Annotated in this window: 18 protein-coding genes and 1 pseudogene; 6 read left to right on the top strand and 13 right to left on the bottom strand. The window is 44.5% G+C overall.

Going from position 1 to position 20,911, the window contains the following annotated elements; translation table 11 throughout:
* Window position 1: 1 nt before the first annotated feature.
* Together ptsP and rppH are read right to left on the bottom strand one after the other, a co-directional pair.
* Window positions 2-2,248, bottom strand: a complete 2,247-nt coding sequence (ptsP, locus tag ACWYVB_RS15055) for a phosphoenolpyruvate--protein phosphotransferase (RefSeq protein ID WP_047009107.1) — start codon at window positions 2,246-2,248, stop codon at window positions 2-4.
* Between the two features lie 2 nt (window positions 2,249-2,250).
* Complete coding sequence (gene rppH, locus ACWYVB_RS15060; RefSeq protein WP_005381953.1) at window positions 2,251-2,772, bottom strand: RNA pyrophosphohydrolase; 522 nt, start codon at window positions 2,770-2,772, stop codon at window positions 2,251-2,253.
* A gap of 619 nt (window positions 2,773-3,391) precedes the next feature.
* On the opposite strand from rppH, the gene mutH reads away from it, so the two are divergent.
* Entirely contained in the window at window positions 3,392-4,072 is a 681-nt protein-coding gene (gene mutH, locus ACWYVB_RS15065) for a DNA mismatch repair endonuclease MutH (RefSeq protein ID WP_301639813.1), read from the top strand.
* A gap of 15 nt (window positions 4,073-4,087) precedes the next feature.
* Here mutH and ACWYVB_RS15070 read toward each other — a convergent pair whose 3' ends face one another.
* A complete protein-coding gene (locus tag ACWYVB_RS15070) occupies window positions 4,088-4,399 on the bottom strand; it encodes a DUF6482 family protein (protein WP_005397320.1) in 312 nt (103 codons plus the stop codon).
* Window positions 4,400-4,553: 154 nt separating this feature from the next.
* On the opposite strand from ACWYVB_RS15070, the gene ACWYVB_RS15075 reads away from it, so the two are divergent.
* A complete protein-coding gene (locus ACWYVB_RS15075) occupies window positions 4,554-5,588 on the top strand; it encodes an NADP(H)-dependent aldo-keto reductase (protein WP_109168799.1) in 1,035 nt (344 codons plus the stop codon).
* A gap of 134 nt (window positions 5,589-5,722) precedes the next feature.
* Here ACWYVB_RS15075 and ACWYVB_RS15080 read toward each other — a convergent pair whose 3' ends face one another.
* The 7 genes from ACWYVB_RS15080 to xerD form a co-directional block, all read right to left on the bottom strand.
* Window positions 5,723-5,974 carry a hypothetical protein gene (locus ACWYVB_RS15080; protein ID WP_005397324.1) on the bottom strand — a complete coding sequence of 84 codons (252 nt, stop codon included), beginning with the start codon at window positions 5,972-5,974 and terminating at the stop codon, window positions 5,723-5,725.
* 528 nt (window positions 5,975-6,502) lie between these two features.
* Complete coding sequence (vpsR, locus tag ACWYVB_RS15085) at window positions 6,503-7,837, bottom strand: cyclic-di-GMP-binding transcriptional regulator VpsR (RefSeq protein WP_104974479.1); 1,335 nt, start codon at window positions 7,835-7,837, stop codon at window positions 6,503-6,505.
* 244 nt (window positions 7,838-8,081) lie between these two features.
* Window positions 8,082-9,599: a lysine--tRNA ligase gene (gene lysS, locus ACWYVB_RS15090; RefSeq protein WP_005397328.1), complete on the bottom strand. Its 1,518-nt coding sequence runs from the start codon at window positions 9,597-9,599 to the stop codon at window positions 8,082-8,084.
* 34 nt (window positions 9,600-9,633) lie between these two features.
* Window positions 9,634-10,732 (bottom strand): peptide chain release factor 2 gene (gene prfB / locus ACWYVB_RS15095; protein ID WP_100068604.1). Its coding sequence is split into 2 segments (ribosomal slippage): window positions 9,634-10,656 and window positions 10,658-10,732, totalling 1,098 coding nucleotides; the frame shifts between segments, so codons are not numbered across the junction.
* Between the two features lie 173 nt (window positions 10,733-10,905).
* Entirely contained in the window at window positions 10,906-12,645 is a 1,740-nt protein-coding gene (gene recJ / locus ACWYVB_RS15100) for a single-stranded-DNA-specific exonuclease RecJ (RefSeq protein WP_203346651.1), read from the bottom strand.
* A gap of 44 nt (window positions 12,646-12,689) precedes the next feature.
* Window positions 12,690-13,478 (bottom strand): bifunctional protein-disulfide isomerase/oxidoreductase DsbC, encoded by a 789-nt coding sequence (dsbC, locus tag ACWYVB_RS15105; RefSeq protein ID WP_301582549.1) that lies wholly within the window; start codon window positions 13,476-13,478, stop codon window positions 12,690-12,692.
* A gap of 59 nt (window positions 13,479-13,537) precedes the next feature.
* Window positions 13,538-14,455 (bottom strand): site-specific tyrosine recombinase XerD, encoded by a 918-nt coding sequence (gene xerD, locus ACWYVB_RS15110; protein ID WP_005397336.1) that lies wholly within the window; start codon window positions 14,453-14,455, stop codon window positions 13,538-13,540.
* Between the two features lie 158 nt (window positions 14,456-14,613).
* Between xerD and fldB the strand changes: the two genes are divergently transcribed.
* A complete protein-coding gene (gene fldB / locus ACWYVB_RS15115; RefSeq protein WP_005397338.1) occupies window positions 14,614-15,132 on the top strand; it encodes a flavodoxin FldB in 519 nt (172 codons plus the stop codon).
* Window positions 15,133-15,217: 85 nt separating this feature from the next.
* Here the strand turns inward: fldB and brnQ are convergent, their stop codons facing one another.
* Window positions 15,218-16,528: a branched-chain amino acid transport system II carrier protein gene (brnQ, locus tag ACWYVB_RS15120; RefSeq protein ID WP_301639815.1), complete on the bottom strand. Its 1,311-nt coding sequence runs from the start codon at window positions 16,526-16,528 to the stop codon at window positions 15,218-15,220.
* A gap of 329 nt (window positions 16,529-16,857) precedes the next feature.
* Between brnQ and ACWYVB_RS15125 the strand changes: the two genes are divergently transcribed.
* On the top strand, window positions 16,858-17,577 hold the full coding sequence (locus tag ACWYVB_RS15125) for a tRNA1(Val) (adenine(37)-N6)-methyltransferase (protein ID WP_134647773.1): 720 nt from the start codon (window positions 16,858-16,860) through the stop codon (window positions 17,575-17,577).
* A gap of 107 nt (window positions 17,578-17,684) precedes the next feature.
* Window positions 17,685-18,908 (top strand): ATP-dependent RNA helicase SrmB, encoded by a 1,224-nt coding sequence (srmB, locus tag ACWYVB_RS15130; protein ID WP_005396291.1) that lies wholly within the window; start codon window positions 17,685-17,687, stop codon window positions 18,906-18,908.
* Window positions 18,909-19,017: 109 nt separating this feature from the next.
* Here the strand turns inward: srmB and yaaA are convergent, their stop codons facing one another.
* Together yaaA and ACWYVB_RS15140 are read right to left on the bottom strand one after the other, a co-directional pair.
* Window positions 19,018-19,794, bottom strand: a complete 777-nt coding sequence (yaaA, locus tag ACWYVB_RS15135; protein WP_012842137.1) for a peroxide stress protein YaaA — start codon at window positions 19,792-19,794, stop codon at window positions 19,018-19,020.
* Between the two features lie 426 nt (window positions 19,795-20,220).
* Window positions 20,221-20,529: pseudogene (locus ACWYVB_RS15140) on the bottom strand (type I restriction enzyme endonuclease domain-containing protein); the annotation flags it as partial.
* On the opposite strand from ACWYVB_RS15140, the gene ACWYVB_RS15145 reads away from it, so the two are divergent.
* Window positions 20,478-20,885: a tyrosine-type recombinase/integrase gene (locus tag ACWYVB_RS15145; RefSeq protein WP_412035018.1), complete on the top strand. Its 408-nt coding sequence runs from the start codon at window positions 20,478-20,480 to the stop codon at window positions 20,883-20,885. The pseudogene ACWYVB_RS15140 and the gene ACWYVB_RS15145 overlap by 52 nt on opposite strands.
* The last annotated feature ends 26 nt before the right edge of the window (window positions 20,886-20,911 follow it).

The raw sequence follows: 20,911 nt of genomic DNA on the forward strand, positions 1-20,911 counted from the left end.
CCTACTTTTTACCTGCACGGATAAAGCCCGCAAAACCCTGTTGGATGAAGAAGTCATGCATCATTTGATGAATGTCCTCCCCGTAGGACTTTGTCATTGCTTGCTCCGCTAATTTTTCTAATTCTTCTTGTTGGCTATGACGAATCAAATATTTCACCTTAGCCACGTTGGAGGTGTTCATACTCAAACTGGTATACCCTAACCCAAGTAAGAGAAGAGCGCCAAATGGGTCGCCAGCTAACTCACCACAAATACACACTGGCACCTGATACTTATCGCACACGTCATGGATTTGCTTAAGCGCTAGCAGTACCGCAGGATGCATAGATTCATAGACATCCGCGACGCGGGAATTGTTCCTATCAACTGCTAATAAATACTGGGTTAAATCGTTTGTCCCGACAGAAACAAAATCAACACGGTGAGCAATCGTTGGCAATAAATACACCATTGATGGCACTTCGATCATGACCCCAACTTGTGGGAACTGAATTCTATCATCAAGCAACACGGCTTCGCTGTGAGCTTGATTAATCAAGCTAATGGCATCGTCTAGCTCTTTTACCCCTGACACCATTGGCAATAAGATACTTAAGTTTCCGCTTTCTGCACTCGCCCTTAACATTGCACGCAGCTGGATCAAGAAAATATCTGGGTGATCCAATGTAAAACGAATGCCACGCCAGCCTAAAAACGGATTATCTTCTTCGATGGGCAAATATGGCAAAGGTTTGTCACCACCAATATCCAAAGTGCGCATCACCACTCGTTGATTCGGATAACTGTTGAGTATCGCTTGGTATTGATGATACTGCTCATCTTCCGACGGAAAGTGATGCTGAAGTAAAAATGCAATCTCAGTTCGGTACAACCCAACACCATCAACACCTGTATTGATGGCAATATTACTGTCTGCACTGAGTCCTGCATTCAGCATAATTTCGATATGGTGATTATCTTGCGTAACCGCAGGGAGTGCGAGGTCCTTGTTTACCATGGCAAACAATTCAGACTCTTCACTTACTAAACTGCGATACTCTCGCAACAACTGGCGGTTTGGCTCTAAGAAGATCTCACCCGTATAGCCGTCGACTATCCCGAGTTTGCCATTCACCACATCCGGATTAATGTTGGCGCCCATGACTGCAGGGACCCCAAGAGCTCGAGATAAAATGGCAGCGTGAGAGTTTGCGCCTCCCTCTAATGATACGACGGCTAACAAAAACTCTTTAGGTACAGAAGCGAGCAAGGTGGCAGTGAGTTCGTTCGCCACCAAAATAATGGGACGATCAATTGCAGAATTTTCTTGCTCACTGTTGTGCAGAAAATAGAGCAGCCTTTGCCCTAACTCTCGGATATCTTGCGCTCTTTCACGCATGTATACATCCGACATTCTGGCAAATCGATTCGAGTATGATTCTACAACTTGGCGTAACGCCCAGTCTGCCCTATCTCCTTTTTCAATCTGCTTCTTCAAATCACCGCGAAGCATCGGATCATTCAGTAAGTGAGTAAACAGATCGAAGATCGCCAGCGCATCTTTGTTGATTTCACTGTCCAGTTTTTTCCGCATACGGCGAAAGTCATTTAACGCTCGCTCTATGGCCACCAGCAATGTCTCGTGCTCACGTTCCTTATCTAACGTGGACGATGGGAAAACATCCGATAAACTCGGTTGGGTATTGTCGAACCAAAACTCTCCAATCGCGACACCAGTAGATGCAGGCAAACCTTTTAATACCGTGGGTTTAGATGCCAACTGCCAATGCCCAAGGTTCTGCGCATGCGCAATAAGCACTGCTAGCTGAGCGGACAACGTGACAAGAAACGACTCTTCCATTTCACTGAACAAGCGCGGTGTTTTTTGCTGGATCACCAACACACCTAAAACTTGTTTTCGATGAATGATTGGAGTGGCTAAAAAGGAGTGGTAAATCTGTTCGCCGAGTTGAGGGAAGAATTTAAACTCGGGATGTTTTGAGGCTTCGGCAAGGTTGAGTGGCTCTGCGCTTCGTTTAACCAACCCAACCAAGCCTTCATTGAAGTTGATATGAATACTATCACCTTCAAAAATAAGGCCTTGAGTTGCCATTAACTCAAGGCGCTGCATTTCTTCATTAGCAAGATAGATAGTACAGCACTCAGTGCGAAGGGCAGCACAAGTCTCTTTCACCAATATATCGAGTGCCAGATGCACATCATCGACCCTGGAGACTTTCTCAACTATTTCCCTTAGCTGACTGAGCATGATTATCCTCTACGTTGCTTTTTTCTTTTCCCTTTCGCTTTTCTCTCTCGAAAAGGCATGGCTAAGGATGCAAACTCTTTCATCGCTCGTCGATAAACATCTCGCTTGAAAGAAACAACTTGCCTAACTGGATACCAATAACTCACCCAGCGCCAACCATCAAATTCAGGGGATTTTCCGCGTTGCATATTAATACGAGATTCATCGCATTCTAATCTCAGCAGAAACCATTTCTGTTTTTGGCCGATACAAACAGGCTTGGAGTCCCAACGCACCAATCGTTTTGGTAGCTTATATCTTAACCAATGACGACTTGTTGCAATGATCTTAACGTCTTTTTTCGTTAAACCGACTTCTTCATATAACTCCCTGAACATGGCTTGTTCAGGAGTTTCACCTTCGTCAATTCCACCTTGTGGAAATTGCCATGAGTGTTGCCCGTATCGTTTAGCCCAGAAGACCTGACCATGGTTATTACATATCACAATACCAACATTAAGTCGGTAACCATCGCCATCTATCACTGGCTAACCTCTATGAATAAATTTTTTATTACCGTGATTTTTCCACATATCCCCATTACTAGCAAACTTACTGATGTGATATGAGCAAGATTTATTACCTTTTCACCATATTTGGATATCTTTTAATCAAATCATACCTTATCAACACAAGAGTGAGACATTGCCCACATTTACTCACCTTTTCTGTGAATAACTTTGTGAAGAATTCAATTAAAATGAATAATTCTGTTCAACCCCATCACAAGCAAAACAAATAAAGAAACAGAAAAACAAACATAAAATATTGATAAAAAAGTCTTTATTTTAAAAAATAGCGATAAATCGATCTTCAGTTTCTTGATGATCTTTTCACCAAACCCAGATCGGTCAAAGATCCACCAACCGGCTATTTATCCACACTCACCTGCTCTTCGTTTAGATAATTACAACAAAATCAACCCTAAAAATGCATTTTAGCCCCTGTTTATTCATACAGACCTCGTCAGGATCTTATCAACACCTCCTCTACCTGTGGATAAGTTATGAATTGATCGTTCTTACACCGCCTCGGTGAAATCTTAAACAGTAGATTTGGCCGGAGTTTGATAAACTATATGTTTTGTAATACCACCTTGTGACTATGAAACCAGAACCACAAACAGAAGCAGAGCTATTGGAACGCGCTCATGATATGGCAGGACTTAGCTTTGCAGAGCTGGCCGCCGAGGCGAATATGATTGTTCCTGAAAACTTAAAACGTGATAAAGGTTGGGTGGGTCAATTACTCGAATGGCACTTGGGCGCTCCGGCTGGCAGTAAACCTCAACAAGATTTCGCAAAACTAGGGATCGAGTTGAAAAGTATTCCGATCAGTTACTCTGGCAAACCATTGGAAACAACCTTTGTTTCGGTGGCTCCTCTCACAGGTGTTCATGGTCTTACATGGGAAACAAGCCACGTACGCAACAAGCTGTCTCGTGTGCTTTGGGTACCAGTGGAAGGGGAACGAGAAATTCCACTTGCAGAAAGACGTGTTGGTAGCCCACTGATTTGGTCACCAGACGACGACGAAGAGCGTATTTTACGAAACGACTGGGAAGAGCTAATGGAGATGATCGTCTTGGGGAAATTTGATCAAATTTCCGCCAGACACGGAGAAGCGCTGCATCTTCGCCCTAAAGCCGCGAATGCAAAAGCCCTCACCGAAGCATATAGCTCAAATGGCAAACCGATAAAAACTCTGCCCCGAGGTTTTTACCTCAGAACACAGTTTACTGAACAGATCTTACTCAAGCACTACATCAACACGCAATCTAAGTAATGTTGTTTCCGCCATTTAGTGCGTCACGAGCGATAACTCGATATCACAGTACGAGGCTGCCTCTTCAGTGCCACATTCGTCATACGCATTGTGCAGCCTTAAGTACGCTTTATCTACCCCTAACCTCAGCAGCTCTTCTTTCACCAAATCTAGCGAACCGAAATGTATCGGATCTTCACCGTCTTTAATTGGCTCAAGTTGATGCTTGTACTCCACTGCTAACAAATAGTCAGAGACATCAGAACACCCAATCACAAATACTTTGGGAGTTTTATAAGTATCTTTATGGGGACCGTGTAACCACATGTCCAATTGATGCTTCTGCATAACGTACCTCCTTCACACGATCATTTAAGTGTAGTTAGGCAATGTATAGCTTTCGAGTTTGGTCTTCCTTTATACGTAAATCATTTGCGATAGCGGTTAAAAATCCCCTATATTGGAATCACTTATTTAGTCGGTAACTCTTCAAGGACGTGATATGCAATACACAAAACTACCGCACTCATCACTTGAGATCAGTAAAATCTGCCTCGGAACCATGACGTTTGGCGAGCAAAATACAGAAAAGGACGCCTTTGAACAGCTCGACTTTGCCCTTGATCATGGGGTGAATTTCATTGATACCGCAGAGATGTACCCTGTACCTCCCAAAGCGGAAACGCAAGGACTCACCGAGCAATACATCGGTAATTGGTTAGCAAAGAGCGGCAAACGTGAAAAAGTTGTGCTGGCAACAAAAGTGGCTGGCCCTCGTGGTGTCCCTCACATCCGAGACAACATGAGCCTTAATCGTCGCCACATCCATACAGCAATTGATGACAGCCTTAACCGCCTGCAAACGGATTATGTCGATTTATACCAATTACATTGGCCTCAACGTCAAACTAACTGCTTTGGTCAACTCAACTACCCATACCCTGACAAACAAGAAGAAGTCACGTTAATTGAAACATTGGAAGCGCTTACAGAATTAGTGAATGCAGGCAAAGTACGCTATATCGGCGTATCAAACGAGACGCCGTGGGGTGTGATGTCGCTACTGCGTTTGGCAGAGAAACACGATTTGCCAAGAATTGTCTCCATTCAAAACCCATATAACTTATTGAACCGCAGCTTCGAAGTTGGCTTGTCTGAAATCAGCCATTACGAAGGCGTTCAGTTACTTGCTTACTCTCCTTTGGCATTTGGCTGCCTGAGTGGTAAATACCTAAACGGGGCAAAACCTGAAGGCGCTCGATGCACTAAGTGGGAGCGTTTTGCGCGCTACTTCACTCCACAAGGTGTTAAAGCGACCGAAGCTTACGTCAATTTAGCCCAAGAGCATGGTTTGGATCCTGCACAAATGGCACTTGCATTTGTCAATCAGCGCCCATTTGTAGCATCTAATATTATCGGCGCGACCAACCTCGACCAATTAAAAGCCAACATCGACAGTATCGATCTAAAACTAAGCGATGAGCTCCTGACTGAGATTCAAGCAATTGGTACAACCTACTCGAATCCATGCCCTTAACAGTAAAGCTCCCCTCAAACGAAAACAGCTGACCTTCAAGGTCAGCTGTTTATCAAATGAAGTATGACTTCATATCGCACGTTAAGCGTGTTGAATGACTCGATAGCAACTTAGTCAGTCCAACACGCTAACGATTACGTCATTATTCGCGACGTTAAAACTCGACGAAGGTGACGAACTCGACGTTCAACTTTTACTGCATCCGGAACATTGGCGCGTGTGGAACGACCATCGCTATCTAAACCAATATCCCTCAATAGATGAACATTCGTCCATGGAACATCATGAGCAGTGCGGCGTATGGTTCGCTGCCATTGCTTTTCTTCGCGTTTAAGGTCTGCTTTCAATAGCAAAGTTGCCAGTTGTAGGTAAATAGAGTGACGCATAATATTTTCTCCGATTATCGATGTATTCGACTGGGAAAAATAGTGCGTAAAATGAACAGAGGTGTTCTGTTTATACTAAGCCGCTACTTTTCCGCAGCCTAGTAATAAATAAGATAGGTTACGGATTAATTTTTATCTTGTGAGCCAGTGGTATTGGTATCATCCGACTTAAGAGTCATCGGAGCGATAGGCATACGATCAGCGCAAGCAGTGGTGTTAACAACGTAATGTTTCATCTTGCGCCTCCTAGCTAAAAATTAATCCGTTTATGAAAGGTATAACTCATTGAGTTACGGTTAAATTGTAAGCTTTGATGAATATATATCAAACATTTTTTGTCTTTTTGATTAAAAACAAACCAATACACCGCAATTCAGTTTCATATACTTTTCTATATAACATATTCACCTAGGGAATATATGAAATTACGGATTTTATAAATCAAACTGAATACAAAACAAAAAGAGCGGCTTTGTAGCCGCTCCTTCACTGATATTCATTCACCAATTTAACTTCAGAAAGAACAAATTACATGGCTTGATCGGAAATCAAATTATGTTTGTTCAGTAGTCGATACATGGTCGCGCGTGAAACACCAAGCTCCTTCGCCGCATTCGAAACTTGACCAGAATGAGATTCCAAAACAACCAGTAACGCGTCACGCTCACTCTTCTCACGAATCGATTTCAAACTACGCTTTGAGTCATTACGCTGAGGCAAATCTAGGTGATGCTCTTCAATCATTACGCTGTCAGACATCAGAACCGCTCGTTTCACTTGGTTCATCAACTCACGTACGTTACCTGGCCAGAAATAACGTGTCAGAGCCTTGAGTGCATCCTCAGAAAAGCTTTTTGCTTGCGAGTTATACTCTTTAGAAAACTCTTGTAAGTAGTAGCGCGCTAACAAAGAAATATCGCTCGCGCGCTCTTTTAAGCTCGGGACATTAATGCGTAATACGTTAATGTAGTGATAAAGCTCTTCATTAAAATCTCCGTCAATCAAGGCTTTTTCTACATCTGACGAGTTAGCCGCAAGGATGCGCACATTGACCGCTTTTACACCATCTTTGGTATCAATGGTGCCTTCTTGCAAGAATCTCAGCAGATTCATTTGCTGCTCTTTTGAGATAGTAAGAATGTCATTAAACAGCACCGTACCGCCATCCGCTTGTTCGAGCAGGCATGCTTCCATATCTTCATCGGCGTTAATGCCAAACACTTCCGCTTGGAAACGTTGCTCATTGAGTGCGCGACAGTTAATTGCCATAAACGGTTTATGAGAACGTGAAGAGACTTTGTGGATAGCGCGAGCAACCGCTTCTTTACCTGTACCACTTTCCCCAGAAATCAGAATACTGACGTCCGTCGGACCGATTCGCTTTACTTGATCGCGTAAACGCTTCATCGGGATAGATTCACCTATCAGCCCCATATCTAAGCTGCTACCAAAACTAGGCCAAACTTTTTTCTCCAACTTGAGCATACCAAGCTGGTGACCAATCGTGCTTAAAAGCTGGGCATCCGGGATTGGCGCAGTGAAAAAGTCGATACAAAAGTTAACAATGAACTGGCATATGGTGTCAGTGCCAAGCTGAGATTCACGAATAAACGCTAACCAACGCACGTGTTTGTGAGAACTGACTAAGTTCGCCAAACCGTTCAAGCTGAATTCGTCATGGCTGAGATCGACAATACCGATACATGGACCAATATCCTCTAACAACGTATTAGCTTTGCGTAAGTCACCCACTTGGTGACACTTCCAGCCCACTTGCTCAAGTACTGATAACCAAGGCTCATAAGTACCGCCAACTACCACAAGCGATCCCGGGATGGAATCCATCTTAAACTGCCCAGCCATTCTCTAACCCTTTTTCATTGTTAATAGAAATTTTGCGCCACAAACCTATCTTTGCGAGCGGGTAACATTATCGAGACTCCGCGCCCCCACGTCTGTCTCAGTATTAAGACTATGCAATAGATTGATATTTGGCGAATGTTTATTTGCATATCCTATTAAAAAGCAAATGCAACAACTTGAACTTATTTAACTAAAAGGCATAAAAAAACCACCCGAAGGTGGTTTTTTTGATCATCCTGCCAAATTACGCTTGTGGGCGCATTGCTGGGAATAGGATCACGTCACGGATAGTGTGCGTGTTAGTCAGTAGCATAACCAGACGGTCGATACCGATACCTTGGCCTGCCGTTGGTGGTAGGCCGTGCTCTAGTGCAGTGATGTAATCTGCATCGTAGAACATGGCTTCGTCGTCACCAGACTCTTTAGCTTCAACCTGTGCTTTAAAGCGCGCATCTTGATCTTCTGCATCGTTAAGCTCTGAGAAGCCATTCGCTACTTCACGACCGCCGATGAAAAATTCAAAGCGGTCTGTAAAGAACGGGTTGTCATCGCTACGGCGAGCCAGTGGAGAGATGTCCGCTGGGTAGCCAGTGATGAACGTTGGCTGCATTAGCTTAGGTTCTGCTGTTTCACCGAAGATTTCTTCTAGAAGCTGACCACACGTCCAGAAGTCTTCTACTTCAACATGTACTGATTTCGCGATAGAAACCATCAGTTCACGGTTTTGTAGATCTTCTTCGGTTAGCGCTTGGATTTGCGCGTGATCTGGGTTGTACTGCTTGATTGCTTCAAACATGCTCATACGAGTGTAAGTGCCACCAAATTCAACCGTTTCATCACCGTAAGGCATTGATGTTGAACCTAGAACTTCTTGCGCTACCGAGCTTAGTAGTTCTTCAGTAAAGTCCATCAGATCTTTGTAATCCGCGTACGCCATGTAGAATTCCATCATAGTGAATTCAGGGTTATGACGTGGAGAAAGACCTTCGTTACGGAAGTTACGGTTAATTTCGAATACGCGATCGAAGCCACCAACCACTAGACGCTTCAGGTATAGCTCAGGTGCAATACGTAGGTACATTGGCATGTCTAGCGCGTTGTGATGCGTGATGAATGGGCGTGCACTTGCACCACCAGGGATCACGTGCATCATCGGCGTTTCTACTTCCATGAACTGTTTTGAGATCATGAAGTTACGAATTGCAGACATCACTTTAGAACGTACAATAAATGCTTTACGTGAATCTTCGTTCACAATCAGATCAACGTAACGCTGACGGTAACGCATTTCTTGGTCAGTAAGACCGTGGAACTTCTCAGGAAGTGGACGAAGTGCTTTAGTTAGCAACTCGTATTCTTCCATGTTCACGTACAGGTCACCCTTACCAGATTTGTGCAGCGCACCTTTAACACCGATGATGTCACCGATATCAAGACCTTGGTATTTCTCTTTTAGCTCTTTTTGTACGTCTTTAGCAGCATAAGCTTGGATACGGCCAGATGTTTCTTGAATTACTAGGAATGGACCACGCTTAGCCATAATACGGCCAGCAATTGCAACCACGTGGTTAAGCTCTTCTAGCTCTTCCTTCGTCTTTTCACCGAACTCTTTTTGAAGGTCGCCCGCTAGTGCGTCACGACGGAAGTCGTTTGGGTGGCCGTTTGCTTTGCAGCTCTTTCGGATTTCATCCAGTTTAGCGCGGCGTTCAGCAATCAGCTTATTTTCTTCTAGTACAGTTTCGTTTTGAACAGCATCAGTCATTTTCGATGTATCCTGTTTTTGTCGGTGAAAAGCTTTATAGGCCTGATTTCAGGCTAGCTTCAATAAATTTGTCCAGATCGCCATCAAGAACCGCTTGAGTATTACGGTTTTCAATGCCCGTACGGAGGTCCTTAATACGTGAGTCATCCAATACGTAAGAACGGATCTGGCTACCCCAGCCAATGTCAGACTTAGCGTCTTCATTAGCTTGTTTTTCCGCGTTTTGCTTTTGCAATTCAAGCTCAAATAGCTTCGCTCGAAGCTGTTTCATTGCCTGATCTTTGTTCTTATGTTGAGAACGGTCATTCTGACACTGAACCACGGTGTTCGTTGGTACGTGCGTAATACGTACCGCAGATTCTGTGGTGTTGACGTGCTGACCACCTGCGCCTGACGCACGGTAAACGTCGATGCGTAGGTCAGAAGGATTAATGTCGATATCGATGTTTTCATCAATCTCTGGATAGATGAACGCAGACGCAAATGACGTATGGCGACGGCCGCCTGAATCGAACGGAGATTTACGAACAAGACGATGAACGCCCGTTTCAGTGCGCAACCAACCGTAGGCATACTCACCAGAGATGCGAACTGTTGCCGACTTAAGACCCGCGACTTCACCTTCAGAGACTTCAATCACTTCAGCTTTGAAGCCCTTCGCCTCTGCCCAGCGTAGGTACATACGCAGCAGCATGTTGGTCCAGTCTTGTGCTTCCGTACCACCAGAGCCAGCTTGCAAATCGATGTAGCAATCTGAACTATCATGGTCGCCCGAGAACATACGACGGAATTCAAGCTTTTCTAGCTTCTCTTCCAACTCAGCAAGTTCTGGTTCGATTTCGTCAAATGTTTCTTGATCTTCTTCTTCTACAGCCAGCTCAAGAAGACCTTCTACGTCTTCTACACCTTGCTCTAGTTGATCAATAGTTTCAACAACCGCTTCTAGCGATGCACGCTCTTTACCCAGTGCTTGTGCACGTTCAGGTTCATTCCATACATCAGGTTGTTCAAGCTCTGCGTTGACTTCTTCTAGACGCTCTTTCTTCGCGTCATAGTCAAAGATACCCCCTCAGGACATTTGTGCGCTGAGACACGTCCTGCAGACGGTTTTTAATTGGATTGATTTCAAACATGTTTACTCAACATTTTAGAATAGAATTTAACCGAGAAATTCTACTGAAAAATGTGACCGAGATACAGGAAAATTTCGGATGAGAAATCAGATTGCGGTTAGAGAGAGCACGGTCATAAAATTTTACACCCTCTTAGGGGCAACCGTACTCTATAAGAAAGGTTAATCTAAATATTACTTAGCTTCGATATGATCGATCATCAATTGCAGTGATTGATTCCCACGAAATTCATTCACATCCAATTTGTAAGCTAAACGTACCGTTTTAACTGATGCATCCGGCCAGCGACGCAAATCGACATTAAATGCAATGCCATCGATCATCACATTGGTAGGGTGACCTTTGTAAAGCGGCTCTAACATTAATTTAAGATGCTTCTCACCCACCAGCTTTTGATGCAACACTTTAAACTCACCATCAAAGATTGGTTCAGGGAAGGCTTGTCCAAAAGGGCCACCAGACCGTAGCTGTTCAGCGACATGCATAGAGAATTCTTCAGGCTTAAGTTCACCATCTGACATGATCACGCCTTTTAGCGCAGCTTCATCGAGTTCCTTTTTTACCACTTCATCAAATAAACGGCTGAAACGTTCGAAATCCTGCTCTTTAATTGTTAAGCCTGCCGCCATCGCGTGACCACCAAATTTGATGATCAAACCTGGGTTTTGCGTGTCGATGAAATCCAACGCATCACGCATGTGTAACCCCGGAATAGAACGACACGAGCCCTTAATTGTCCCTTCTCCGCCATCAGCAAATGCGATGACTGGACGGTGAAACTTCTCTTTGATGCGCGAGGCCAAAATACCAATCACACCTTGGTGCCAATCACGTTGGAACAAGGCTAATCCGTAAGGAAGCTCACTGCCTTCACCAAACTGAAGACGTTCGCAGAAAGCCATCGCTTCTTGCTTCATGCCTTCTTCAATCTCTTTACGAGTTTGGTTCAAACCATCCAGTTCACTTGCCATACGACGAGCGGCGTGAATGTTGTTACACATCAACAGTTCAACACCAAATGACATGTCATCAAGGCGACCAGCAGCATTGATACGAGGACCTAAAGCAAAACCAAAATCGGACGCCACCAAACGACGCGCATCACGCTTCGCGACCTCAATCAATGCTTGAATGCCAGGGCGCGCTTTGCCCGCACGAATACGTTGCAAGCCTTGGTGTACAAGAATGCGGTTGTTTTCATCCAATGGCACGACATCGGCGACGGTACCCAGTGCAACAAGGTCAATCAGTTCCATCAACTTAGGCTCTTGCATCCCCTGTGCTGCAAACCAATTGTGTTTTCGCATATGAACGCATAGTGCCATCATGAGATAAAACGCGACCCCGACACCAGCGAGCGCTTTAGACGGAAAATGACAGCTCTCAAGGTTTGGGTTCACCATTGCATCCACATCAGGCAACACTTGTCCCGGTAAGTGGTGATCGGTAACGAGCACGGTAATGCCGTTTTCTTTTGCGTAACGCACGCCTTCGATTGATGACACACCGTTATCTACCGTCATGATCATCTCAGCGCCAAGCTCTAATGCCTGGTCAACGACTTCTGGGCTTAACCCATAACCGTCTTCAAAACGATTCGGTACTAGGTAGTCCACATTGTGACTACCAAGCATACGCAGAGCGAGCACCGACAATGCAGAGCTCGTCGCGCCATCAGCGTCAAAATCACCGACAACGATGATGCGTTTTTGTTCTTTTATTGCCTGAAACAAAAGCTCGACAGCTTGCTCAATCCCCCCGAGTTTTTGGTAAGAATGCAAACCACGAGCTGACGTTTCTAGTTGCGCAGGATCCGTAATCCCACGGTTGATGTAGATACGTTTGAGAATCGGAGGAATGGAATCAGGAAGAAGGGAAAGATCAGGTTCAGGACGTCGTTGAATTTCTATCATGCTTGAAAAGAGCCGGCGACTTTGCCGGCTCTGCTCCTAAAGGATTATTGTTGCTTTAAACGTTTCAATAGCTCTGCAGGTGGTAGGTAACCGCCAACCATTTCGCCATTCGGTAAGAAGATCGCTGGCGTACCAGAAATTCCCAATTGGCGACCTAGATTGTAATGTGATTGGATGGTTTCTTTACACTGTTTTAAGTCTTTCGCAGGGTTATCAAACGTACGATTCACTTTCGCGTTGTGCATTGCCGACTTTGGATCTTCAGCACACCAAATCGTTGCCATTTGCTCTGCTACTGGGCCAGTAGCACCTTGGCGAGGGTAAGCCATGTAACGCACTGTAATGCCTAGATCGTTATAGCCTTGCATTTGGCTGTGCAGACGCACACAGTAACCACAAGTGATATCAGTAAATACCGTCACAGCATATTTTTCATCGTCGGCTTTGTATTCAATCACGCTATCGGAAAACTGCGCGATTTTCTCCGCATTAAGCGGCGCTTGGCGCTCTGCAATGACATCTTTGTAACTACCATCGTCATTGATAGCATAAAGCGTACCGGCGATAAAATGGCTACCATCATTTGAAGCAAACAAGATCCCACCATTAGTTTGGATTTCCAATAAACCAGCAACTTCTGATGGCTGAATATCAACGATAGATAAACCAAGCTTTGAGAACTTAGTTTTTAATGCTGCTTCATCAAAACTGCTTTGCGCAGCTGGTGCCACTTGCTGTGCAGGAGTGTCCGTTTTAGCCTGACTTTCTTCTGCACCACACGCGGTAACAAAAAATGGTAAAGTCAGCAGAGTTAGTCGGCGTAATACGCTCATGAAATTCACCTTAATATAAAATCGTTTTTCCAAGAAGACATGGATGAATCTAACCATTGTTATGCTCTTGGGTGGTGTTGACTGTGGATCTGCTTCAATCGTTCAGTCGCCACGTGAGTATAAATTTGCGTGGTCGATAAGTCACTATGTCCTAATAGCATCTGTACGACCCTGAGATCTGCGCCATAGTTCAATAAATGCGTGGCAAAGGCATGACGCAGTACGTGCGGCGACAGCTGTTCAGTGTCAATCCCTGCTATCAAAGCATAGTACTTAATACGGTGCCAAAACGTCTGACGAGTCATTTGCCTTGCGCGTTTACTAGGAAAAACAATATCAGATGATGTATCACCAAGTAACGCAGGGCGCCCTTGTTGAATAAACGTCTCGATCCAATCTACCGCGTTCTCCCCCATTGGCACTAAGCGCTCTTTACCGCCTTTACCTGTGACACGTACAACTCCTTGACGCAAACTAATGTTTTCCATAGTTAAACTGACCAATTCCGTCACACGCAAACCAGTCGCATACAGTAGTTCCAGCATCGCTTTATCCCGCAATTCCACAGGATCATTCGGGTCTGGCGCTTCGAGCAAGGCGTCCACTTGCTCTTCACTAATATCTTTGGGCAAGCGTTGTGGCAGTTTAGGACTGACCAAGAGCGCACTCGGATCATCAGCACGTACTTTCTCACGATGCAGATATTGGAATAAACGGCGAATTGCCGACAACATACGCGCACGGGACGTCTGCTTGTAATCCAAGTCTACAAGGTAGCTTTGGTATTCTTGCAAGCCAGACAAACTAATGAAATCAAGACGGTAGCGATGTTTCTCCATCCACGTGAGCAGCTTCATCAAATCATTTCGATAGGAAGCCAGCGTGTTCTCTGATAGCCCACGCTCCATCCACATCGCATCTAAGAATTGCTCAACAAGCGAAAAATCTTGTTGATTGACAGGCTGTTGTGCCGTCATGAACGCTTCCTTATCTGTTTATATTTACAGTACTTAGATTAAGGCACCTACCGATCCAATACCATAAAAAAATCATCCCGCTTAGGATATTCGCTGCAATCTTCCTCAATTTATGGTTAGAATCTTCCACAACAGCAACACAAATAACGATGAATATAATGAAAATCGGACTCTTTTACGGCTCAACGACCTGCTACACCGAAATGGCAGCAGAGAAAATTCGTACCATTATTGGTGAAGACCTTGTCGACATTCACAATGTGAAAGAGACACCGTTATCACTAATGGCAGACTACGACTTACTACTCCTTGGCATCTCAACTTGGGACTTTGGTGAAATTCAAGAAGATTGGAACGCGATTTGGCAAGACATCGCAACAACACCATTAAAAGGTAAAGTTGTCGCGCTGTTTGGTCTGGGTGACCAAGAAGGCTACGGTGAGTGGTATTTGGACGCGATGGGCTTACTTCACGATGAATTACAAGCGACCGGCGCAACCTTTATCGGTTACTGGCCAAATGAAGGCTACGAATTTGAAGCATCGAAAGCACTGATTGAAGATGGCAGCAAGTTTGTTGGACTAGCGTTAGATGAAGACTCGCAGTACGAACTGAGTGATGAGCGCATCGAAAAATGGTGTGAACAAGTTCTTGTGGAGTTCCACGACACACTTTAATAGTGTGAACGCTTCAAAGATAAAAAATAAAAAGCCCGATGAAGTAATTCATCGGGCTTTTTAATATCTTGATAGTGCGAAGTTATTACGCTGTTTCTTGTGCTAGCTCTGGACGAGGTTTCGCGATGAAGAACATGCACACGATAGCCGTAAATGTTGGAAGCACCCAACCCATGCCCACTTCGAATAGTGGCAACATGTTAAACGCAGAAACATCAACACCCGATACTTTTGCCGCATCAACCAACGCAAACAGCAGAGATACAAGCAGTACCGCGCGGTAAGCAAAACGTGGATTTGGCAGTTTGCTGCGTACAAATGTTAGTGCAACCAACGCAATCGCCACAGGGTACAGCGCAAACAATACTGGCACTGACAGAGAAATCAGTTGTGCAAGGCCGACATTCGCAACCAACGCACAAACAGAACCGTTAATAAGTACCCATTGCTTGTATGACAGTGGCGTTTTCGAGCTGAAGAAGTCTGAACACGCAGAAATCAAGCCAATAGCCGTTGTCAAACACGCTAGTAATACAATGACAGACAGAACGATTTGACCGTATGGACCAAACAGCGCTTGAACGTATTGGCTAAGTACCAGACCACCGTTATCTGCACCAGCAGCAACAGTTGCACTCGTCGCGCCCAAGTAGAATAGTGAGATGTAAACAAACGCAAGACCAGCAGCGGCAATACAACCTGCATAGATCAGATATTTAGTCGTTGCAGAACGCTCAGTAATGCCTTTACCGCGCAGTGCATCAACCATCAGCATGCCAAACATCAATGACGCGAACGTATCCATTGTGTTGTAGCCTTCTAGGAAGCCTTTGGTCAGTGGTTGCGTTAAGTACTCACCGTGCGCGCCCAGCATGTCACCTTGAGGATCAATAAATACCGCGACAGCAAGAATGATCAAACCGACAAACAGCGCTGGAGTCAGCACTTTACCAATCAAGTCGATAAGACGGCCTTGGAACCATGAGAACATCATCGCCGCAATAAAGAAGATCACTGAAAATGCAGTGAGATGCGTTTGTGACGCTTCAAGGAAGAAAGGTTTCACCGCCATCTCGTAAGCCACTAGGCCAGTACGAGGCGCAGCAAATGCAGGACCGATGATGATGAAGATCAACGCAGCCATAATAACCGCTGCTTTTTTCGGAAGGTCTTGCGTTAAGTGATCCCAAGAACCACCAGCAACAGCAATAGCAACGATAGTAATAAGAGGTAGACCTACCGCTGTTAGCAAGAAACCAAACATCGCTGGCATTAAGTTTTCACCGGCTAGCTGACCCGCTAGAGGTGGAAAGATGATATTGCCCGCACCTAAAAAGAACGCAAATAGCATAAAGCCTACTGCGATAATATCTGTTAGTTTTAACGTCTGCTTCACAGATAACCCTTGTCTTTTAATTAATGAATGTTGTGTATGCTTAGACCACTTTTTGTATACCTAAAGTCAATAAGTAACGTGGTTCAATCTATAAAATTTTCGCCGCATAATGACGAAAGACTCATCATTTGGCAACCTTTAAGAAAAAAACACCATATTAATTTAGTTTTCAAACTTAAAAGCAGTGGATATAACCAGATCTAAATAACAGACCAGTTCTTTATCTCGATCAATTAACAATACAATTTAATAACCAACAAAACAACAATCTATACAATTAAGAAACAATAGAGAAATTCACTTAATTATTGAGCAAACATAAAACAATCATGAAGAGCAAAAAACTGAAAACTAAAGGCTTCAATTTTAAGCAATTTTGTATTGAGGGCGGCGAGAGTGGTATGCCCGTCAGCACTGATGGGGTCATGCTTGGTGCTTGGATTCAAAGCCCGAACAACGCTCAAATTCTCGATATTGGCACTGGCACCGGGTTGCTTGCCCTGATGTGTGCCCAACGCTTTACAGAAGCTCAAGTAACCGCGGTCGATATTGAATTAACAGCCATTGAAGCTGCGCAAAAAAATGTGGTTCAGTCGCCTTGGTCAGCTCGTGTGAGTGTGCATCATTCTGACGTACTAGACTTTACGCCGACGCATCCATTCCAACGTATCATTTGTAATCCGCCCTACTTCAATAGCGGCGAGCAATCGAAACACAGTCAACGTGCAACCGCGAGGCACACTGATACGCTACGCCACAACGCATTGCTACAACGTTGCTATCAGTTGCTTGATGAACAAGGGAAAGCTAATTTTGTGTTACCAATCACCGAAGGCGAACGGTTTATTGAACTAGCATTACACCAAGGTTGGCATCTATCGCGAGTCTGTCGTGTACAGCCATCAGAAAAGAAACCGGTACATCGACTGTTATTTGAACTGGCGAAGCAGCCTTGCGATACTCAAGAATCACATTTAATAATTCATTCGCATGACGGTTACAGTGACGATTTCGTCCAATTAACCCGCGAGTTTTATCTTAAGATGTGAAATAACATGTGATCCTTATCACCAATCACTTTATAATGTGCGACCTTTTTGTATTCTATGCTGTTGTGGCGAACCATTAACCAAGCTTTGCTTGTGGAGAACTCATTGTGATCAGAACCTTTGCTGAACTTGATCTAGACCAAAACCTACTTGAAGCCATTGAAGAGATGGGTTACGAACGCCCAACAAAAATTCAGGCAGAAGCGATTCCACAAGCGTTGGATGGTCGTGACATTTTAGCGTCAGCGCCAACAGGTACTGGTAAAACGGCAGCCTTCGTCCTGCCTGCATTGCAATACTTGCAAGACTTCCCTCGTCGCAAGCCTGGACCTGCGCGTATTTTGATCCTAACGCCGACGCGCGAATTGGCGATGCAAATCGCTGATCAAGCACGAGCTTTGGCAAAAAACACTAAACTGAACATTTTCACCATCACAGGTGGTGTTCAATACCAAGAGCACGCCGATATCCTTGCGACAACACAAGACATTGTGGTTGCAACGCCTGGCCGTTTAAAAGAATACATTGATGCAGAGCGTTTTGATTGCCGTGCGATTGAATGGTTAATTCTGGATGAAGCAGACCGTATGCTAGACATGGGTTTTGCTCCTACTGTTGATCGCCTATCTAACGAGTGCCGCTGGCGTAAACAAACCCTTCTATTCTCAGCAACACTAGAGGGTAAAGGCGTAGAAGGCTTTACCGCTGATCTGTTGAATGACCCTGCAGAGATTGATGCAAAATCGCCACTGCGTGAACGTAAGAAGATTGCTCAGTGGTACCACCGTGCTGATGATGCAGAACACAAGCTTGAATTACTAAAACACATTATTACTCAGCAAGCAGAACGCACCATTGTCTTCTTGAAGACACGTGAGCGTTTGGCGGAGCTACGAGCGCAGCTTGAGAGCGCACAGATTCCATGTTCTTGGATTCAAGGTGAAATGCCTCAAGATCGTCGTAACAATGCGATTTCTCGCTTCCGCGATGGTACTGTGAACGTGCTGCTCGCGACGGATGTTGCTGCGCGTGGTATCGACCTTCCGGATGTGTCACACGTTATTAACTACGACATGCCACGTACGGCTGATGTCTACCTTCACCGTATTGGCCGTACGGCTCGTGCTGGTAAGAAAGGTAACGCTATCTCAATCGTAGAAGCACACGACCAACCAATGATGGATCGCGTTGCACGTTACGTGAAAGAAGACATCAAAGAGCGTTTCGTGAAAGAGATGCGTCCGAAACACAAAAAACCTGTGTTTAAGAAGAAAAAGAAAAAAGAAGACAAGAAGAAGCCAGCGAAAAAGAAAACCGCTAAGAAGAAGTAATCTTATTGGGGCGAAATAGCCCAAGCTAAAACATAACAAAGGGTTGGCACTGCCAACCCTTTTTCGTTTGTACTGATAGAGATTAACGTAGACTGCGTCTCAATCAGTTTTAGTTTTGCTCTTCGCGTTTAAATACTAACTCTGTTGGTGTCGATTCATCTTCAACAAAGTAGTAACCCGCCGTATCAAACTTAGTCAGGTCTGCCACGCTCTCAATACGGTTTTCTATGATGTAGCGCGCCATCATGCCGCGCGCTTTCTTCGCGTAGAAGCTGATGACCTTGTATTGGCCATTCTTACAATCTTTGAATACTGGCGTGATCACTTGCGCATCTAAGTTTTTTGGCTTCACCGCTTTAAAGTATTCATTTGATGCAAGGTTGATAAGCACATTATCACCTTGAGCAGAAATCGCTTCGTTAAGCTTGTCCGTAATCACATTGCCCCAAAACTGGTACAAGTTCGTACCTTTGTCGTTTGCAAGCTTGGTACCCATTTCAAGACGGTATGGCTGCATCAAATCAAGTGGTTTTAGTAAACCATAAAGACCCGATAGCATACGCAGATGATCTTGAGCATATTCGAAGTCCGCCTCAGATAAGGTTTCGGCGTCTAGTCCTGTGTAAACATCACCTTTAAACGCTAGGATCGCTTGTCGTGAGTTTTCTGTGGTAAACGTTTCACTCCACTCTTGAAATCGCCCGACATTCAAATCGGCAATCTTGTCGCTCACTTTCATTAAAGAGGCAACATCAGCAGGAGTCAGTTTGCGGCAAACATCGATAAGCTCTTTTGAGTATTCGACCAACTCAGGTTGAGTAAATTTTTCTGTCGCTAACGGAGACTCGTAATCAAGAGTCTTCGCTGGAGAAACTACGATAAGCATGACTTTCCCTTCTCTAATTCTGTTTTTTAATAGGGTACAAAAAAACACCCTTAACATAAAGTTAGATAAAAAAGTTAGGAATCCCTTTACGCACAAGGGTTACACAAAAAATATCTAACTTTTCCCTCTAAAATCTAACTTTTTGCATTTATCTTATTCATAAACGGAAAAAATTAGATCGGTTTCTTTTGCAACTCTGTTTTACAGTTTATCTAAGTTTTTGCCATTAGGAAGTCTTTCTGAGGATATCTGGTTCTGTTGCTTCCTAGCTCACTTTTGGACAAAAATCAGTTAGAGTCGATACTCTAAAAAACTCTCTATTCATTACTTAATGTATTCTGACCGAACCGATACTCCCACTAAAGTGGAAGTCAATGATAAATAAATATGCAAAAGGCGAGGTTTCACCTCTTGCCTATATTAAAATTATGCTGCTGCATACCATCCATCAGCCAGCACTTCTGCTTGATCCAGAACCAGCTTAATCGCCTCTTCAGCCGCATCAGGTGGATATTTCCAGCGACGCAATAAACGGCGTACAAGGTTGCGCATCCGTGCACGCACGCTTTCTCGTTTCTGCCAATCTACAGTAGCGGATTTACGCAGTTGGTGCGTGAGTTCAATGGCGAGTTGGCGCAAGTTGTCATCGCCCAAGGTGCGCACAGATGCCTCGTTGGTGACCAATGCACGGTAAAACGCAATTTCATCAGTGGAAAGCCCTAGCTTTTCCATCAGAAGTCTCCAACCATTGGGGTCCACTTCTCAACTCCGTGGTCGATGCGCTACAAAAATGGATAGAGCATTCTGGTTTAGATGGTGACGCTCCGCTTTTTGTAAGCCGTAAAGGTGGCGCTCTAATGGTTCCTACGCTTAACAATATGGTTAAGGATTGGTGTAATAGAGCAGGGCTGGAGGGCAACTATGGCAGTCACACGCTAAGAAAGACGTGGGGTTACTGGCAAAGAAAGGAAAATCAGACACCGCTCCCTTTGTTAATGACTGCTTTCGGGCATAGTACAGAACAGCAGACGTTAGACTATTTGTGCATACAGTCTGATGAAATTTCCGAGCTATACAGTTACGAGTTGTGACAAGGTAACAAACAAAAAGCCCCGAA

The sequence above is a fragment of the Vibrio sp. JZG10 genome (assembly GCF_054064075.1).

Bases quoted from the DNA above. Each gene is read 5' to 3' on its own strand.
- ptsP (WP_047009107.1), bottom strand. From the start codon at position 2,248: ATGCTCAGTCAGCTAAGGGAAATAGTTGAGAAAGTCTCCAGGGTCGAT.
- mutH (WP_301639813.1), top strand. From the start codon at position 3,392: ATGAAACCAGAACCACAAACAGAAGCAGAGCTATTGGAACGCGCTCAT.
- ACWYVB_RS15070 (WP_005397320.1), bottom strand. From the start codon at position 4,399: ATGCAGAAGCATCAATTGGACATGTGGTTACACGGTCCCCATAAAGAT.
- ACWYVB_RS15075 (WP_109168799.1), top strand. From the start codon at position 4,554: ATGCAATACACAAAACTACCGCACTCATCACTTGAGATCAGTAAAATC.
- ACWYVB_RS15080 (WP_005397324.1), bottom strand. From the start codon at position 5,974: ATGCGTCACTCTATTTACCTACAACTGGCAACTTTGCTATTGAAAGCA.
- vpsR (WP_104974479.1), bottom strand. From the start codon at position 7,837: ATGGCTGGGCAGTTTAAGATGGATTCCATCCCGGGATCGCTTGTGGTA.
- lysS (WP_005397328.1), bottom strand. From the start codon at position 9,599: ATGACTGATGCTGTTCAAAACGAAACTGTACTAGAAGAAAATAAGCTG.
- recJ (WP_203346651.1), bottom strand. From the start codon at position 12,645: ATGATAGAAATTCAACGACGTCCTGAACCTGATCTTTCCCTTCTTCCT.
- dsbC (WP_301582549.1), bottom strand. From the start codon at position 13,478: ATGAGCGTATTACGCCGACTAACTCTGCTGACTTTACCATTTTTTGTT.
- xerD (WP_005397336.1), bottom strand. From the start codon at position 14,455: ATGACGGCACAACAGCCTGTCAATCAACAAGATTTTTCGCTTGTTGAG.
- fldB (WP_005397338.1), top strand. From the start codon at position 14,614: ATGAAAATCGGACTCTTTTACGGCTCAACGACCTGCTACACCGAAATG.
- ACWYVB_RS15125 (WP_134647773.1), top strand. From the start codon at position 16,858: ATGAAGAGCAAAAAACTGAAAACTAAAGGCTTCAATTTTAAGCAATTT.
- yaaA (WP_012842137.1), bottom strand. From the start codon at position 19,794: ATGCTTATCGTAGTTTCTCCAGCGAAGACTCTTGATTACGAGTCTCCG.
- ACWYVB_RS15145 (WP_412035018.1), top strand. From the start codon at position 20,478: ATGCACGGTAAAACGCAATTTCATCAGTGGAAAGCCCTAGCTTTTCCA.